Origin of the sequence: Arenibacter sp. ARW7G5Y1 (genome assembly GCF_003201775.1) — a bacterium.
In the GTDB taxonomy this organism is placed as follows: domain Bacteria; phylum Bacteroidota; class Bacteroidia; order Flavobacteriales; family Flavobacteriaceae; genus Arenibacter.
Genome location: NZ_QJJZ01000014.1, coordinates 132,829 through 150,240, shown reverse-complemented (window position 1 = coordinate 150,240; position 17,412 = coordinate 132,829). Strand labels below are relative to the sequence as shown.

Annotated in this window: 11 protein-coding genes; 6 read left to right on the top strand and 5 right to left on the bottom strand. The window is 46.0% G+C overall.

Annotation, left to right across the window (positions count from 1 at the left end):
- Positions 1–229 precede the first annotated feature (229 nt).
- From C7972_RS18400 to C7972_RS18385, 3 genes are all read right to left on the bottom strand, one after another.
- Complete coding sequence (locus C7972_RS18400; RefSeq protein ID WP_110357630.1) at positions 230–1,060, bottom strand: amidohydrolase; 831 nt, start codon at positions 1,058–1,060, stop codon at positions 230–232.
- Between the two features lie 151 nt (positions 1,061–1,211).
- Entirely contained in the window at positions 1,212–2,864 is a 1,653-nt protein-coding gene (locus tag C7972_RS18390; protein WP_110357628.1) for a UxaA family hydrolase, read from the bottom strand.
- A 21-nt stretch (positions 2,865–2,885) separates the two neighbouring features.
- Positions 2,886–3,893, bottom strand: coding sequence for a zinc-binding alcohol dehydrogenase family protein (locus C7972_RS18385; RefSeq protein WP_110357627.1), 1,008 nt, complete (start codon positions 3,891–3,893; stop codon positions 2,886–2,888).
- 392 nt (positions 3,894–4,285) lie between these two features.
- On the opposite strand from C7972_RS18385, the gene C7972_RS18380 reads away from it, so the two are divergent.
- Both C7972_RS18380 and C7972_RS18375 read left to right on the top strand, forming a co-directional pair.
- Positions 4,286–5,425: a saccharopine dehydrogenase family protein gene (locus tag C7972_RS18380; RefSeq protein ID WP_110357626.1), complete on the top strand. Its 1,140-nt coding sequence runs from the start codon at positions 4,286–4,288 to the stop codon at positions 5,423–5,425.
- A gap of 166 nt (positions 5,426–5,591) precedes the next feature.
- Complete coding sequence (locus tag C7972_RS18375; protein WP_110357625.1) at positions 5,592–8,306, top strand: bifunctional YncE family protein/alkaline phosphatase family protein; 2,715 nt, start codon at positions 5,592–5,594, stop codon at positions 8,304–8,306.
- Between the two features lie 1,424 nt (positions 8,307–9,730).
- Here C7972_RS18375 and C7972_RS18370 read toward each other — a convergent pair.
- On the bottom strand, positions 9,731–11,779 hold the full coding sequence (locus tag C7972_RS18370) for a TonB-dependent siderophore receptor (RefSeq protein ID WP_181422933.1): 2,049 nt from the start codon (positions 11,777–11,779) through the stop codon (positions 9,731–9,733).
- 540 nt (positions 11,780–12,319) lie between these two features.
- Between C7972_RS18370 and C7972_RS18365 the strand changes: the two genes are divergently transcribed.
- The 4 genes from C7972_RS18365 to C7972_RS18350 are packed head-to-tail and all read left to right on the top strand — an operon-like array spanning position 12,320 to position 15,803.
- Positions 12,320–13,018, top strand: a complete 699-nt coding sequence (locus C7972_RS18365; RefSeq protein WP_110357623.1) for an orotidine 5'-phosphate decarboxylase / HUMPS family protein — start codon at positions 12,320–12,322, stop codon at positions 13,016–13,018.
- A 35-nt stretch (positions 13,019–13,053) separates the two neighbouring features.
- Positions 13,054–14,079, top strand: a complete 1,026-nt coding sequence (locus C7972_RS18360; RefSeq protein ID WP_110357622.1) for a zinc-binding dehydrogenase — start codon at positions 13,054–13,056, stop codon at positions 14,077–14,079.
- Between the two features lie 4 nt (positions 14,080–14,083).
- Positions 14,084–14,884 (top strand): SDR family NAD(P)-dependent oxidoreductase, encoded by an 801-nt coding sequence (locus C7972_RS18355; RefSeq protein WP_110357621.1) that lies wholly within the window; start codon positions 14,084–14,086, stop codon positions 14,882–14,884.
- A gap of 25 nt (positions 14,885–14,909) precedes the next feature.
- Positions 14,910–15,803, top strand: a complete 894-nt coding sequence (locus tag C7972_RS18350) for a sugar phosphate isomerase/epimerase (protein WP_110357620.1) — start codon at positions 14,910–14,912, stop codon at positions 15,801–15,803.
- Positions 15,804–16,699: 896 nt separating this feature from the next.
- Here the strand turns inward: C7972_RS18350 and C7972_RS18345 are convergent.
- Positions 16,700–17,401: a hypothetical protein gene (locus C7972_RS18345; protein ID WP_110357619.1), complete on the bottom strand. Its 702-nt coding sequence runs from the start codon at positions 17,399–17,401 to the stop codon at positions 16,700–16,702.
- Between the last annotated feature and the right edge of the window lie 11 nt (positions 17,402–17,412).

Genomic DNA, 17,412 nt, shown 5'->3' with positions numbered 1-17,412 from the left:
GCCGTATGTGAAAAATAGGGAAAACAGGCTAAATCCACCCCTTTTTCGGCGGGATCTAGGTTCAATACCTCTATTATTAAGCTATTCTTTCCATAAGAATATTTTCTTAAGCACAACAATTATTCCTGATCCGTAATTTCTCCTCTCTATCGTTCGTTACCGAAATGACTACTAGGTAATTTTAGACTTTCGGTATTGATGAACATTCTGACCACTGACAAATAACCGCTTATTCCAAGCTGTAGAACTCCACTGCATTCTGTCCCATAATGGCGGCTTGCTCCGTGGAGCTAAGGCTGGAGATAAAATTGGTGGTCAGCTCCTTTACCTGGGTATAGGTTCCGGCAACCAGGCACACTGGCCAATCGGATCCGTACATACAGCGTTCCGGACCAAAGGCCTCAAGGACCAGGAGCATATAGGGATGGATCTGTTCCGGGGTCCAATTCTTAAAATCGGCCTCGGTTATCATGCCCGAGATTTTGCAGTATACGTTTTCATGTTTGGCAACTTCCTGCATCAAGGTGGCCCAGCCGTCGTAAAAGCCATCCTTTATATAGGGCTTGGCAATATGATCGATGACGAATTTTTGATTGGGGAATTTCTTTACCAATTCCAAGGCAGCCCCCAACTGATGGGGAAAGATAAGGATGTCATAGACGGCATCGTACTCTTCCAATTTGGAAATGCCCCTGAGGAAATCGGGCCGCAATAGGAAATTATGGTCGGCCTCGTCCTGTACCACATGTCGGTAGCCCTTTAGATGCTTGTCCTTGGCGTATTTTTCCAAGGCCTGGTCCACATCGGCACTCCTTAGATCTACCCAACCTACCACTCCTTTTATAAAGGCATTGTTATGGGCCAGTTCCAAAAGGAAATCGGTTTCCGCCAAGGTCTGGTCCGCCTGTACCGCTACACAGCCGTCCACGCCATTTTTGGCAAAGACCGGCTTTAGGTCCGAAGGGAGAAAATCCCTTCTTATAACGGTCATTTGATCGCTTATCCAAGAGTGGTTTACAGGATTGTATTTCCAGAAATGTTGGTGTGAATCTATAATCATGTTAGAAGGTTTAATGTTATAATGTTATAAAGTTGAAGGTTAAAGTTACTAGTTTTCCGGGTTTGAGGTCCCTTTACCTCTCCTTTGGAGAGCCTGCCTTGCCGGTAGGCAGGGTCAGAACTGCTTTTTGGCAGTTCTGGGTGAGGTCCTTTTATAGGGATATCCCTCTTTTCCATGGGATAAAATCGTTTTGCTCCAATCTAACCGCAGCCGGGACACTGTTGCCACTGGCTACCTCTACGATATAGTCCAACAGTTCTTCCCCTTTGGTCTGTATGGTATCCTCCCCGGTAATGATAGTGCCGGTGTTAAAATCGATAATATCTTTCATACGCTCACTGAGGGCATTGTTGCTGGACATTTTTATGACCGGGGCCACCGGGTTCCCTGTTGGGGTGCCAAGGCCGGTAGTGAAGGCAATTACATTGCATCCAGATCCTGCCAATCCCGTGGTGCTCTCTACATCGTTGCCAGGGGTACATAAAAGGTTTAGGCCATTTTTGGTGACCCTTTCGGTGTAATCCAATACGTCCTGAACCAGGGAAGTACCTCCTTTTTTTGCGGCTCCGGCCGACTTCATAGCGTCTGTGATGAGTCCGTCCTTTATATTTCCCGGTGAGGGATTGTTTTCAAATCCGGAGCCAATGGAAACCGCTTTGGCCGAATAGGCCCTCATGATGTCGGCAAACTTTTTGGCATTTTCCGGGGTTTCACAGCGGTTGATGAGTTCCTGTTCCACTCCGTTTAGTTCTGGGAATTCGGATAGTACCGTAGTTCCTCCCAGGGCCACGATAAGGTCTGAAGCATAGCCCAGGGCCGGATTGGCGGAGATACCGGAAAATCCGTCCGATCCGCCACATTCAAGGCCCAATACCAATTTGCTAAGGGGAGCAGGTTGGCGGGTCACCTTATTGGCTTCAATAAGGCCCAAAAAGGTTCTCTTTACCGCTTCCTCTATAAAATGCCGTTCACTCTTACTTTTTTGTTGCTCCAAAACATGTAGCGGTTTGGAAAAGTTGGGGTCGCGCTTGGCTATGGCATCTTCCAATATTTTTACCTGGGCGTTCTGGCAGCCCAGACTAAGGATGGTGGCTCCGGCAACATTGGGATTGGTAATATATCCTGCCAATAGGTTGCAGAGGGTGTCCGAATCGCCGCGGTCGCAGCCGCAGCCCCCGTCGTGGGTAAGGAACTTAATGCCGTCCACATTGGGAAAGGTACGGTTCTGTTTAATGTCTTCGGCCGTTTTAATTATGGGGGAAGCCATCAGGTCTTCCGCGCTGGCGCCTTTTTTGTACTGGGACACCAGGACCTCAGTGTCTATAACGTAGTCTTGGGCTGTCTCATAACCCAGGGCATTGAGCAGGGCAGTGCGCAATACGTTTACATTCCTGTTTTCACAGAAGACCATAGGGATTACCAGCCAGTGGTTGGCGGTCCCCACACTGCCATCGGCACGGTGGTACCCCTGGAAACTGCTGTTTTTCCATTTGGAAATGTCCGGTGCTACCCAATGCGATTGTTGTTCCCCTACATTGTAATCGGAGGAGGCGTGCACCACATTGTCAATGGTAATGCTTTCCCCCTGGGCGATGGGCTTCGTAGCTTTTCCAATCAGGGTACCGTACATTAAAATGGGATCTCCCACCTTGAAATCCTGAAGGGCGAATTTATGTTTGGCGGTAACATCGTTTTTGAGGGGGAAGGACTTCCCTTCAAATTCTACCACATAATCTTTCTTCATATCCTGCAAAGCGGCAAGGATATTGTCATTGGGATGTATTTGTAAAAAATTCTTTGACATATATTTAGGTATGCTATTTATTTAAAATTCTACCGTAGCTTTCATTACTCCGGTAGCAGGTTTTAGCCAGCTGTCAAAATTCTCCTTCATCTCCGAGAAATGCACATTGTGGGTAATGAACGAATCGGTAGGGAACTGGTCCAGGATTTCGATCACCCTTTCAAAATCGGCCGCCGTGGCATTTCTACTGCACAAAAGGGTGGTCTCCTTGGCATGGATGGCCGGATGGGTAAAGCTAAGCTCCCCCTTGGAGAGTCCCACCAAAATATACCTTCCGCCGTGCGACATATAGACGGGTCCCTGTTCCAAGGCTCCCTTATGGCCCGAAGCATCGAATACGGCAGTGGCCATGTCGCCCTTGGTAATTTCGGAAATCTGTTTTACGGGGTCTTCGCTCACGTTTACAATATGGTCCACTCCAATCTTTTCCTTGGCATACTGCAGTCGGTCCTGGTTCATGTCCAGGGCGATGACCTTGGCCCCTTCTATCTGGGCCAGTTTCATGATGCCGATACCGATAGGACCGCAGCCTACCACTACTATGGTCTCTCCCGGCACCAACTGTGCCCTGCGGATGGAATGTGCGGCAATCGCCAAAGGTTCTACAATGGCCATTTGTTCGTTGGTCAGGTGTTTGGCCGGCAACAAAATATCCACGGGGACGGTAATCTGCTCCTGCATGCCACCATCGGTGTGTATGCCCAGTACCTGGATCTGGATGCAGCAATTGGTCTTGCCGTTCCTACAGGCCACACAATGGCCACAGCTCAGGTAGGGCATGATAACCACATTGTCTCCGGGTGCTATTCCCTTTTCGTTTTCGTCTATCTCGAGCACGGTGGTGGCCAGTTCATGACCAAGGATCCTAGGATAGCTAAAAAAAGGCTGGTTACCGGTATAGGCATGAAGGTCGGTACCGCAGATGCCCACCTTGTTCACTTTTAACAGGGCCTCCCCTTTTTTACGTATCGGGGCCTCTTTTTCCTTTAACTGAAAATCCCCAGGTTCCTCACAAACAATGTATTTCATGCCTTTAGTTCTTTTATTTAATTAGGGTCGATATGAATGGTCATTATCAATTTATAGCTGTGCAAAAAGCCACAAGAGCTAAAATGGTTATTTGGTTTAGGGCTGTAATTTAGCCAAAAAGATTTAAAAATTATTGAATGTTGAACGCGGAATATAGGGAAGGGTCAAATGTGTATAGGGAAGTGGAAAATTAGTATTGGATAGTGAGGGAAAAGAGAAACTAAACATGGTGTTCGGTTGTAGGTTGAATGTTCAAAAGTTGGAAGTCGACACTTCCAGTCTACCTACCGGCAGCTTGTTAGTCCCTCAAAGGAAGATGGGAACTACAACTAAGAGCGGAAACTTCCAGGAAAAAATGGTATCTTTCTTATAACAATTTTAGCCCTAGGAATATGTCGTACAACATGGTTATAGCAGGTGCAGGGGGGATAGCCCAGGCTGTTGGTTTGTTATTGTCCGAATGGAGCAATGTACCCATAAGGATTTTTATAGGCAACCGTAGGTTGGAAAAGGCCGAAATGGTGGCCAAATGGATAGGGGAGGGAACTACCGACCCCTTAGTTGCCCAAGCATTTTGTCTTTCCGATAGGGGCCTGACGAAAGAAATGGAGGAAATTTTCGAACAGGGCGATGTATTGCTCGATTGCCTTCCGGGAAGTCTGGCCCCCAAAATGGCGGGCTATGCCAAAAAATACGGACTTCATTACGTTAACCTCACCGAATATGTGGCGGAGACCAATGAAATAATGGCCTTGGCCAAAAATGCCGAAACCGGTTTTGTGCTACAATCCGGTCTGGCACCAGGGTATATAGATATCTTGGCCCATTATCTCTATCAGGAATTCTGTAGAAAGTACCATGTAGACAAAGTGGATAAACTGCAATTTAAGGTAGGGGCCTTAACGGACCATGCCGTGGCACCCCATTACTACGGTTTTACCTGGAGCCCCGTGGGCGTTGCCACCGAATATATGAAAGATGCGGAAGCAGTGCGCGATTTTAAAAAAGTACCGCTTAAATCGCTCTCGGAAAGGGCTAGGATTATTATAGACGGCAGGACCTATGAGGAAGACCTCACTTCCGGGGGCGCTGCCGACCTGCCGGATGCCCTGGCCGGAAAGGTGCGCCATTTGGATTATAAGACCCTCAGATATCCCGGGCATTACGCCTGGGTACAACAGCAGATTGAAGGTTTGGCAAATGGGGATAAGGCCATTGGGACATTGCAGGAAAAAATGGAAACCGAGATTCCACATATGGAACAGGATCAAATAGTATTGTATGCTGCAGTAGAAGGCAAGGACAGCCATGACGTACTAAGGCGGAGCGAGGTATCCAAACTAATACGGCCGCAAAAAGTTGGGAAACACAGACTTAGGGCCATACAGGCCACTACGGCAGCGCCTATGGTGCAGGCCGCTTTCATGTTATTGGAATCCGATCGCAAAGGGGTTGTGCTACAAAGTCAGATAGATCCGAAGCCATTTTTAAATGGAAGTTTTATAGCAGCTGTTTATGGGGAGATTCCGTAAACGGCTCTTACTGAAAGGTCCAGAATGTGCTTTCTGCATTTTTACTTCAATTAAATTATTTTAACATTACGTAAAATGATTGTTAAGAGACCCTGTCTTTCATCTAAAATGCGTAATATTATTTTTTCATATAAAAAACATCCATCCACCTTTTAATTCCAACCTAATGAATCGGTTATTTGTAGTCTTTTTAATTTTAGCTTTTGTTTCCTGTAATTCGCGCCAAAATAGTATTACCATCCTGGAGGTACCTGGTAAGGATCAGTACAGTATTATTGATGAAAACGGGGTTTCTATCCTGGCAAGTGGGAGGTATGTTACTCCTGTAGGGGATAAATTGCGCATAACACATGATCCCTTTGGGATGGCTATTTCTCCAGATGGGAGCAAGGCCGTTACCTTGCACGATGGGGTCTTTACCGTTATAGATGTAGCCTCCTTGGAATCGGTCAGGATTCCCAGTTATGATGGTAGCGTACCATCGCCCTTGGCCAAGGGTTCTTTTTTGGGGGTCGAATTTGCCCAGGACTCCAAAACGGTTTATTTAAGCGGGGGCGATACGGGGGCAGTGATACAGTACGATGTGGAAAACCTTGTGAAATTGGACTCCATTTCTTTAAACGGTAGTGTTGACGGGAAGGAGTATCGGGATAGTTTTACTTCGGACCTAAGGATCAACGAGGCCCAGAACGAACTATTGGTGTTGGATCGGGCGAACTTTAGAATGGTGCGGATCGATCTGGAAACCAAAAAAATAAAGGGCTCCGTAAATGTGGGGCGACAACCTTTTGGCTTGGCCATCAGTCCCGATAAAAAGCAGGCCTTTGTAGCCAATGTTGGGGTGTATTCCTACCCTTTGATAGAGGGGGCTACTCCGGCCAATTATGATTCCTTAATGATTTCCCACCATCCTTATGGGGACAACACCAAAGAATCCATTGAAGGTACCGTAGTGGAAGGTCGTAACATCCCAGGAGTGGGAAGTCCGTTGCATCCTGATGCCATGAGCGTTTTTACCATAGACCTTGATAGCAACAAGGTGATCAAGAAATTCAAGACAGGGCACCAGATAGGGCAAACGGTGGATGATGCCGAAGTGGTAGGGGGGGCAAGTCCCAACTCCATCGCCGTTGGGAAGCAATTTGCCTATGTCACCAATGCCACCAACGACAATATTACCATTATAGATCACCAGCGTCAGGAAATTGTTGGCCATATTCCAATTCAGGTCGATCCCCGGATCGATACATACCGGGGTCTTCTTCCCTTTGGCATTACTATGGACAAAGCGGAGCAAACCCTGTATGTGGCCCTCTTGGGTTTCAATGCCGTGGCCGTAATAGATATTCCGTCCCAAACCACCAAGGGGCTTATTCCCAGTGGATGGGGCCCTACCAGGGTGGAATTGTCCAAAGATGAAAAGAATATTTATATCATTACCTGTCGGGGCCTTGGTTCAGGTCCCAATGGCGGTAAGGATTTTGTGGAACCGCCACAGGGCGATTATATTGGGGATATACAATTGGGCAGTTTCCAAAGGGTACCTATGCCCACAAAAGAAAAACTTGCCGAGTATACCAAAATATCCATAGACAATACCTTTAGGGAAAGCACCATAACCGATGACGGTTCCAATCCTTTGCCACCCTTGCCAAAACTACGTCAGAGTCCCATAAAACATGTGGTGTACATTACCAAGGAGAACAGGACCTATGACGAGGTCTTTGGACAGCTAAAAACCGGGAAGGGAGATAGTACTTTGGCCCGTTATGGGGTTAACAATACCTATACCTTGCCCGATTCGGTACAGGCACAATTCCCCAACCTGAGAATTTCACCCAATCATCATAAGGCTGCCAAGCAATTTGCCTATTCGGATAATTACTATTGCGATAGTGATGCTTCGGTACATGGCCACCATTGGTTGGTAGGGGTTATTCCTAACGAATGGGTAGAGGCCAATGCCAGCGTAAGCAAATCGGCCAAGATTTTTTCCGATGCCCCAGGGCGTCGTCATCCAGGAACCATAGGAAGTGTAGATCCCGAGGATTATGCCGAGATTGGCGGTCTTTGGGAAGCCTTGGATAGGGAAAATGTTTCCTTCTATAATTTTGGACAGGCCAATGAAACGGCGCATGTGCGTGAGGAATGGTACGATACCAATACAGGTGCAGCCCATGGGGTGATGGTCCCCATGCAAAAGGCACTCTTTACTAGGACCAGTCACGACTATGCCGGTTATAACATGAATATTCCCGATCAATACCGTATGGATCAGTTTGAACGGGAGTTTACGGAAAAATGGATCGAAGGGGCGGAGGAAATGCCTCAATTGATCACCATGATGTTGCCCAACGATCATGGGGCACGTGTACGGCCGGAAGATGGTTATCCTTACCCGCAATCCTTTATGGTAGACAATGATTTGGCCGTAGGGAGGGTATTGCATTTTCTTTCCAGGACCAAATACTGGAAAAATATGTTGGTAATCATTACGGAGGATGACCCACAAGGCGGTGTAGATCATGTGGATGCCCATAGGTCTATTTTAATGATGGCAGGCCCTTATGTAAAAAAGGGATATGTTTCCAACACCCATGCCAATTTTGGGGCCATTTTAAAGACTATGTACAATATTTTGAATGTTCCCTATGTAAATCAGTTTGATGTTACGGCCTCTTTGCTTCAGGATTTTTTCACTTCGGAGCCCGACTTCACACCCTATACCCTGGAGCGCCATGATGAGCGGATGTACAATGCCGAGCTCTCCATGAAGAAGTACAACAAAACTATCGATTGGCGAAAAATAGAACAAGGCCCACCAATGGATAACGAGGACGATGCCCGGGTAAACCATTATAAGAATAAGGCGGATGATTGACAATTAACAATTAGCAATAAACAGTGAACATTGAAAAGTAAAAGATAAACGGTTTTCAGTGAACAATGTTGAAGGCAAAATGTCCTCCCCCTTCCCCCCTCCCAAGGAGGGGGAATAATTCTAGGCCAAATATCTATTTACCATATCCTAGCAAATTCCCTCCCCTGAGGGCTAGGGAGGGGTCCAAGGGAATGAGTTTTTGTTATCTTCATTGCAATCGGAGTCTAGAACTATCGGTTTAGAATTAGACGTTGTCTAAAAGTCCTCCCCCTAACCCCTTCCCAAAGAGGGCGGAATAATTCTAGACCAAAAATCTATTTGTCATATCTTAACAAATTCCCTCCCCTTGGGGGAGGGCTAGGGAGGGGTCCAATGGGGAGGAGTTTCTGTTATCTTCATTGTAATCGGAGTCTAGAACTATCGGTTTAGAATTAGACGTTGTCTAAAAGTCCTCCCCCTAACCCCCTCCTACTGCAAAAAAGCTGCACAAGCAAGGAGGGGGAATAATTCTAGACCAAAAATCTATTTGTCATATCTTAACAAATTCCCTCCCCTTGGGGGAGGGCTAGGGAGGGGTCCAAGGGGAAGGAGTTTCTGTTATCTTCATTGTAATCGGAGTCTAGAACTATCGGTTTAGAATTAGACGTTGTCTAAAAGTCCTCCCCCTAACCCCCTCCTACTGCAAAAAAGCTGCACAAGCAAGGAGGGGGAAATAATTCTAGACCAAATATCTATTTGTCATATCTTAACAAATTCCCTCCCCTTGGGGGAGGGTTAGGGAGGGGTCCAAGGGAAGGAGTTTCTGTTATCTTCATTGCAATCGGAGTCTAGAACTATCGGATTAGAATTAGACGTTGTCTAAAAGTCCTCCCCCTAACCCCTTCCTACTGCAAAAAAGCTGCACAAGCAAAGAGGGCGGAATAATTCTAGACCAAATATCTATTTGTCATATCTTAACAAATTCCCTCCCCTTGGGGGAGGGCTAGGGAGGGGTCCAATGGGAAGGAGTTTTTGTTATCTTCATTGCAATCGGAGTCTAGAACTATCGGTTTAGAATTAGACGTTGTCTAAAAGTCCTCCCCCTAACCCCCTCTCAAAGAGGGGGGAATAATTCTAGACCAAATATCTATTTGTGTCATATCTTAACAAATTCCCTCCCCTTGGGGGAGGGCTAGGGAGGGGTCCAAGGGGAGGAGTTTTTGTTATCTTCATTGCAATCGGAGTCTAGAACTATCGGATTAGAATTAGACGTTGTCTAAAAGTCCTCCCCCTAACCCCCTCTCAAAGAGGGGGGAATAATTCTAGACCAAATATCTATTTGTCATATCTTAACAAATTCCCTCCCCTTGGGGGAGGGCTAGGGAGGGGTCCAAGGGAAGGATTATTTCTTATTCTGTTCTTGGTTTAAACCTTAAAAATAATCATTACAACCTCGTTGAAACCGAAACCACTCCAGACCTGCCATAACCATTAACGCCTGAACCATGGTACCTGTAATCTTCATTGAAGATATTCTGAAGTCCGGCAGCGATGGTGACACAATGAATGGAATAACTGGCATGAATATTAAGTACGTTCCAACCCGGGGTACCTCCCTGTGGTATCCTATTATCATCCATATCCCCTGAAGCCAAACGGTCCTGCTTGCCGGCGATAAGCCAATCTGCATTGAGATTCCATTTTTTCAGGTTGTAAGAGGCGGCCAACCGTCCAAATAAGGGCGGGATTCGGCGTGCCGGTTCATCACTGGTTTTATTTTGTCCGTAGGTATAGGTCGCGTTTCCCGATATTTTCCAGTGGGGATCCAATGTTAAATCCCACGCCATTTCCGCCCCTTGGACAAATCCGCGTTCCACATTTTTCTTTTGATAAACGGGGTAACCCTCTATGCTATCTCCTTCAATCCTATGGCGTACGATTAAATCGTACAATTCATTGCGATAAAGGAATATCTCTGCTTTAAGTAGGCGATTGCGAAATTTATACCCCAGTTGATATTGTAGCGAATGCTCTGGTTTGAGGTCGAAATTGGGAGTTTCGTAACGGAAATCGACAATGCCCAAAGACCCTAGATCATTAATGTTGGGAGCTCTAAATCCGGTGTTGATAGAGGCAAAGACGTTGGAGGATTGGTTTATCCTGCGTTGTACGGCCATATTACCTACTAGGGCGGAAGGGGTTAGTTTGGTTGTGCCCAAGTCCGAATCGGTCACCTTGTTGATAAAGGTATTAAAACGGGCCCCAGCTGTAATTTCCCACGGGTCCAAACGCAGGGTATGCATACTGAAAGCTGCAATACTGGTCATGGTGGCCCCATCGGGATATAATCCGCGATTGGCCGTTTCGGTATTGGTGGCTAGATCCCTATCGGTCCTATTACTTTGTACCTTGTCGCTATATACCTCTACACCACTATTGGCCGACCATATTTCCCCAGAGCTTGTCCTGGTTTCTGCTGAAAAGCCATAGGTACGGACCTTATCATTTTCGGTTCGTTCCAGGGTAGCGCCATTTTTTTGCAATAATCTGCCCTCCTCCTGCTGCTGAAAGGAAGCGGTAACCACAGCCGATTTGAAGATGCTGTTATCCAGCTCTTGATGGAGTCGGGCATAGGCCAGTTCCCGTTTTTGGGGATCCATCTTATTTATGGCATAATCCTCTAAAGCCACCTTGTGGTAAACGGGAACATCCCTTTGGTGCACACGTTGGTAGACCGTGGTAAGATGGGATCTGTCCCCAAGCAGTATTTTGCCCTTGAGATCAAAATCCAGTTCGCGGTAGCCGGTCGGACTTTGTAGTCCTGTAGTATCCCCTCCTATAAGGTCCCCGAAATTTCGCCAGGTGACATTGGCCCTAAAGGCCACCCGCTTATTACTGTACTTCAATGCGGTATTGGCAGTCTGTTCCATACCTTGGGTTACAAATCGGCTCATTAGGTCTGCCCCCAACAGCGACTGTTGGGAAAACGACAACTCTTGACTTAGGGCCTGAATGGTTCCCCCAATGGCGTCGGAGCCATATTGTACAGAACCACTTCCCCGTAAGACCTCCATTTTTCCAATGCTAAAGACATCAATGGTATTAAAATACTGATTGGGTCCAGATCTTACCGTGGCGTTGTTGAGACGGATGCCATCATATAACAGTAGGGTCTGGTTTCCCGTTAACCCTCTGATAAACGGTGATCCCCCACCGTGATTGGTCTTTTGTACAAATACACCGGGAGATAACAGCAGGGCTTCGGGTGCTGTTCGCAATTGAAATCCCTGTATGGTAGGGTTATGGACTACATCTATGGCCTCAGGGGTCTTATTTTGAAATGATTTAAACCTATTTGCTGTAATGACCACTTCATCCAAACTATGTGGAAGCAGGGTATCCCTAGGGGATAATGAATCGTCCTGGCTGTACGAAAATGCAGTAATAAAACAAGAAATTAAGGTGAATAGTAATTCTAAGGAACGATTTTTCAATAAGGTCATTTTATGGTTAGTTCGGTAATGCTTTCTATTGTTGGCTGTTGGGTGCAAATCAAATCCAATTTCACCTTTATATAGTAAGGGATCAAAATTGGGTTATTTGGTTCTATTGAATATTAAATCGGTATTAATTAATATTTATCTTTTGCAATAATAATGGTTCTTCCAAGAATATAAAAGACAATAGCAAGATTGATAATCATAGGAGTTGTTTATTGGCACCGCCAAAAGGTATAATACCCCGAGGCTTGCCTTGAAAATTAAAGTTCGTTTCCTATGAATGCCTCGCGGGCTTGCCCCGAGGTAGTTTACTGAAGAAAGTGACAATACCAGTGGTTATAAATCCGAAAAGGGTAATATTGGATTTATAATTGATAAATTTTATGTATTGTGATTCTTTATCTTTGGATTGACGCTATAGCCCAAAAAAATCAATACCTTTTATCGACCTTTTAGTGGTATTTTGAATTGATTGCGGTCTATGGTAAATCAAAAAAAATACAACCTTTTAATTTATTTAATTATTGACCATTTATGAAACCAATTGTACAGATTTCCCTAGACCTTACCAATATTGATGAAGCTTTAGAAACGGCGGCCATGGCATTGCGTGCAGGGGTGGATTGGCTGGAAGCGGGGACCCCCCTTATTTTGGCAGAAGGACTCCATGGTGTGCGAAAACTGAGGGAAGCCTTTCCTAAAATTCCAATAGTAGCCGACCTTAAAACTATGGACGGTGGATATCTGGAAGCAGAAATGATGGCGAAGGCAGGTGCCACCCATGTAGTAGTGATGGCCAGGGCACATGCTGAAACCATAAAAGTGGTGGTACAGGCAGGTAAGGATTACGGAGTAAAGGTAATGGGCGATAATTTAGGATGTCCGGATATGGTGGAAGGCGCCAAATGGTTGGAAGACCTTGGATGCGATTATATAATCCATCATATTGGTTATGACGAACGTCGTGGTATTGCAGCCCAAGGCTTAAAAATGCCAAGTCCAATGGATCAATTGCGGGAAGTGGTCAATGCCGTTAAGGTACCGGTACAGGCCGTGGGCGGACTTACCTTGGAACAGGCCATACGCTGTCCGGAATACGGGGCGCCCATGGTTGTTTTGGGAGCACCGCTGACCATAGATGCCGATTCGTTTAAAACAGCCGATGGTGACTTGGAAAGTTCGTTGCGTCTTATCTGTGAAAAGATCCATGCATACGGCGAAATAACAAGATAATAGGCGAAAATTTAAAAATATAAAGAGCTATAAAGATGAATTCAATAGGAGTAGTAAATTTCTCTTCCAAGCCAGGAAGTGTTGAAATTAGGGAAGTGGAAAAACCGGGTATAGGGGAAGATGATGTGTTGCTGGAAGTGGCCAACGTTGGGGTGTGCGGAAGTGATCTGCACCAATGGACTTCAGACCATAGTTGGCCTGTAAACTATCCCGTGGTCCTTGGGCACGAGTTTGGTGGCCATATCGTGGCCATGGGGAAAAGGGTAAGCGGATGGAAGGAAGGCGATAGGGTAGTAAGTGAGACCGCTGCTGTCATAGACCTGAACAGTCCGCTTACAAGACAAGGCCTGTACAACCTGGATCCCACGAGAAAAGGATTTGGGTATGGGGTTAACGGAGCCATGACGCGTTTTGTTAAAGTGCCCGCTAGATGTCTACATACGGTTCCTGAGAACTTGCCCTTTGAGCAGGCCTGTTTAACCGAGCCCTGTTCGGTAGCCTATAATGCAGTGGTGATGAATTCCAAAATTAAACCAGGGGACAGGGTCATTGTCCTAGGCCCTGGGACCATAGGTATCCTTTGTGCCGCCGTAGCCCGTTTATGTGGCGCCGAGGTGGCCGTTGTAGGCTTGGAAGCCGATAGGGAAAGATTGAACATTGCCAAGCAATATGGCTGTGAAGGAATTGTGGGCGATGCAAGTGCCTGGGCCAATAAACAAGACGGATTGGGAGTAGATTGTGTAATAGATGCGGCAGGAGCAAGTGCCACTTTAAAAATAGCCCTACAATTGGTACGTCCCAACGGACATATAACCAAGGTGGGCTGGGGTCCACAACCTCTAAACTTTTCCTTGGATCCATTGGTGCAAAAGAATGTAACCCTACAGGGTAGCTTTAGCCATAACTGGCCCATATGGGAAAAAGTGTTGTCTCTTCTGGCTTCAGGAACCTTGGATGTAAAACCAATTATTGGTGGGGTCTGGGAATTGAAGGATTGGCACGAGGCATTTGATCAAATGCACTCGGGCAAGGTGGTGAAAAGTGTTTTAAAACCAAGTTAACCCCATGCGTTTAAAGGATAAAGTAGTATTAATAACAGGAGGATATACCGGTATAGGCAAGGCCATTGCCAAACGTTGTGTGCAGGAAGGGGCGAAGGTGGTCATCAACGGATTGGAAGAGGAAATAGGTCTGGCTGTAGTGCAGGACTTGGGGGATGCCAATGCAGCCCATATTACCATGGATATAACGGAGGACAATGCCCCTCAGGTATTGGTAGATGTGGCCATGTCCAGATTTGGGAAGTTGAATGCCGTGGTAAATAACGCGGCCTATATAGCTTCTTCCAATATAGCGACTACCCAAGTGCATTTTATAAAAAGAATGTTGGCCGTTAATTCCATTGCTCCTTTGATGATCATTCAGGCGGCATTGCCCCATTTATCCTCCGTTCGTGGATGTGTCCTTAATATAGGGTCTATCAACGCTTGGGGCGGGGAACCGGATTTGCTGGCCTATAGCATGTCCAAAGGGGCCTTAATGACCTTGACAAGAAATTTGGGCGATAGCCTGTTTCGGGAAAATGGGGTGCGTGTAAATCAGATCAACCCAGGTTGGGTACTTACGGAAAAGGAAATTTTGAACAAGAAGGAGCAGGGGATGAAAGCGGACTGGTACAAGGACATCCCGGATATTTTTGCCCCCGCCCAACGAATTTTCACCCCCGAAGAAATAGCGGTAGCCTGTGTATATTGGCTTTCCGATGAATGCGGACCAGTTAGTTCGCAGGTGATGGATTTGGAACAGTTTCCCATGATAGGGCGGAACCTCCCCAAAAACTGGGAAGGTTCCCACAAAAAGAAATAATTAATAACTTTAAAAGAATAAAGATTTGCCACAATTAGCAGTATTTCCCAAAGCATTTATGCATGAACTTTGTAAGGATGGAACCATGAAGGTTTCAGAATGGATCGATCTGGCCGTTGCGCTGGAGGTAGACGGATTGGAATGGTATGCCGGATTTTTGGAGATGGCCGATAAGGCCAACTGGCCCGTTTTTAGGGAGCAGGTGGAACGTCATGGGAAAACCATACCCATGCTGTGCTGTTCCCCGGATTTTACGCATCCTGATGCCGCTTTTCGGGAAAAGGAAATTAAAAAACAGATAGGATGGATAGAAATGACCCATGCCCTGGGCGGCACCTATTGTAGGGTATTGTCCGGACAACGTCGTCCAGAACTGACCATAGAGGAAGGTGTTGGCTTTGCTGCGGATTGCATTAAGGAGTGCCTTCCCCATGCGGAAAAGTTGGGCGTTACCCTCATTTTGGAAAACCACTATAAGGACGATTTTTGGGAATATCCGGAATTTGCACAACAGATGGACATTTTTTGTATGTTGGTAGATCGCATCCACCATCCTAATTTTGGAGTGAATTACGACCCTAGCAATACCTTTTTGGCAGGGGAGGATCCCCTGGAACTCCTATATAGGGTTTCGGACCGCGTAGTTACCATGCATGCCAGTGATCGCTATTTGAAGGAAGGAACCATTGAGGACCTGCGCAAGGAGGAAGGTGGTGCCATGGGCTATGCCAAAAGGCTTAGTCATGGGGAGATTGGCAAGGGCCTAAACGATTATGATGCTATTTTTAAGGAATTGAAACGGGTTGGTTTTGACGGTTGGATCAGTATCGAAGATGGTGTGGACGGAATGGATCAATTGGAACGCAGTGTAGCCTTCCTACGAAAAAAAGTAAAGGAGTATTGGCCGGAGTTTAAGTAGGGTTACCTACATCAGTATAAGCAAGAAGTCACCAATATGATTTGAAAAGGTCTGTTGGTGACTTTTTGGTTTTGGGGGAATGTTTTTACGCAATAAGGGAATAAGAATTGCTCCTTCCCTTGGGCCTGTGCTGAGCGGAGTCGACGGAGCAATCTCAACATAGCAATCAGCAGATTGCCGCGCTTCGAACCCCTTCCACCTTCTCCTCTGTCGAAGCCACCTTGTCCTCCCTCGGAAAACTCGGGACAGGCCTGCCTAGGGGAATGAACTTTTTTTCGTAGTTTCAAAAACCTAAAATATTGAACATTAACATTGTTTACTGTTATCTGATTCAGCTACTGTCAACTGTTCATTTTAAAACACACACTACTGCCCTTGTAATGACGAATTAAAAAAAGCTCCTCCCTTCAGACGATCGCCATAAGCCAAGACGGAGGGTTCGGAAATCCCAATCCTTGGGAAAATAGCCAGAAGACGGAGAATAAGTGAAAGTTAGGGCCTCCAACTCCCCTTTCTTTCGCGCAAAATGGCGCAAAATTCATTCCCCTCTTCGTTCCAAGAGGTGAGCCTTTGGTTAATTTGCAATGAGGTAGTTAACGACTCCGTCTTTCCGCAGGCACACTCGAACGGACATCCTAGTCACTTCGACAGAGTCCCTTTTTCGGGACGACGAGAAGTCGCACACAATTGGTTTTGAATCTAGCCCTTGATCTTTCGACTTTGGACCTTGTCTTTCATATAGTTCACTCCCGATATTTATGGAGATGAGCTGGATCTGACAGGGGTGTTGCTTAGAGCCTAGAGCCAATAATCTAGACTCTAGCATCTAAATTCTCAATACTAATCACTCAATACTATTTTACTTCTTACGCTAAAATTGCTTATTGCTAATTGCATCACTCATACCCCCTCACATCCCCCATCTCCAATGAAATCGGGCCAATACGGTGTTTACTGGGCAGAAATGCACCACTTTCCGTTACTTGCCACTCGTCCCAACTAGCTTCGATACCGCCAATAGGAATAATGTTTACCCACATCTTAAAACTAATAGGGAAACCATTGGGTTGCAATTTCCATAAATAGGAATCACCTGGAGTGTCTCCGCCCGAGGTATAGGTGACCAACAAAGCTTCGGAACCATCTTGCAAGGGTACAATACTCCTTTTGGTACCAGGGTCGAAAACCTTAAAGGGGGCCACCAGCCAAAAAGAGTCATTGTTGAAGAAGGAGATAGCTTTGTTTATCAGTTTTTGTTTTTCGGGACCGTCAATATCAATATGGTTTTTTGAAACTGTACTTTTTGTGGATTCATTTAAATTGAGCTGTACTTCATAATCGCTCCAAGTAACGTTTACGGTGTTGATTTCCTTATCCCATCTATAATGGTGTTTCCCGTTGGCAAAGGACCATTCCAGAAAACGGGTGTCCTTATAGGCCTCGTAATTAAGGGCTGTCAACATTTTTAAGGCCAAGCTATCCGCATGATCGCTCTTGATGCCAACAGGTAGTTCTTCGTTGTAAATGGTGTAGAGGATACCGGCCAAAATGAACACCAGGGCTAATATCCATAATAGTATTTTACCTAATTTTCTCATCACCTTTTATC

What these genes read in the sequence shown, in the direction of transcription:
- C7972_RS18345 (WP_110357619.1), bottom strand. Translation starts at nt 17,401, where the DNA reads ATGAGAAAATTAGGTAAAATACTATTATGGATATTAGCCCTGGTGTTC.
- C7972_RS18390 (WP_110357628.1), bottom strand. Translation starts at nt 2,864, where the DNA reads ATGTCAAAGAATTTTTTACAAATACATCCCAATGACAATATCCTTGCC.
- C7972_RS18375 (WP_110357625.1), top strand. Translation starts at nt 5,592, where the DNA reads ATGAATCGGTTATTTGTAGTCTTTTTAATTTTAGCTTTTGTTTCCTGT.
- C7972_RS18400 (WP_110357630.1), bottom strand. Translation starts at nt 1,060, where the DNA reads ATGATTATAGATTCACACCAACATTTCTGGAAATACAATCCTGTAAAC.
- C7972_RS18360 (WP_110357622.1), top strand. Translation starts at nt 13,054, where the DNA reads ATGAATTCAATAGGAGTAGTAAATTTCTCTTCCAAGCCAGGAAGTGTT.
- C7972_RS18385 (WP_110357627.1), bottom strand. Translation starts at nt 3,893, where the DNA reads ATGAAATACATTGTTTGTGAGGAACCTGGGGATTTTCAGTTAAAGGAA.
- C7972_RS18355 (WP_110357621.1), top strand. Translation starts at nt 14,084, where the DNA reads ATGCGTTTAAAGGATAAAGTAGTATTAATAACAGGAGGATATACCGGT.
- C7972_RS18380 (WP_110357626.1), top strand. Translation starts at nt 4,286, where the DNA reads ATGTCGTACAACATGGTTATAGCAGGTGCAGGGGGGATAGCCCAGGCT.
- C7972_RS18365 (WP_110357623.1), top strand. Translation starts at nt 12,320, where the DNA reads ATGAAACCAATTGTACAGATTTCCCTAGACCTTACCAATATTGATGAA.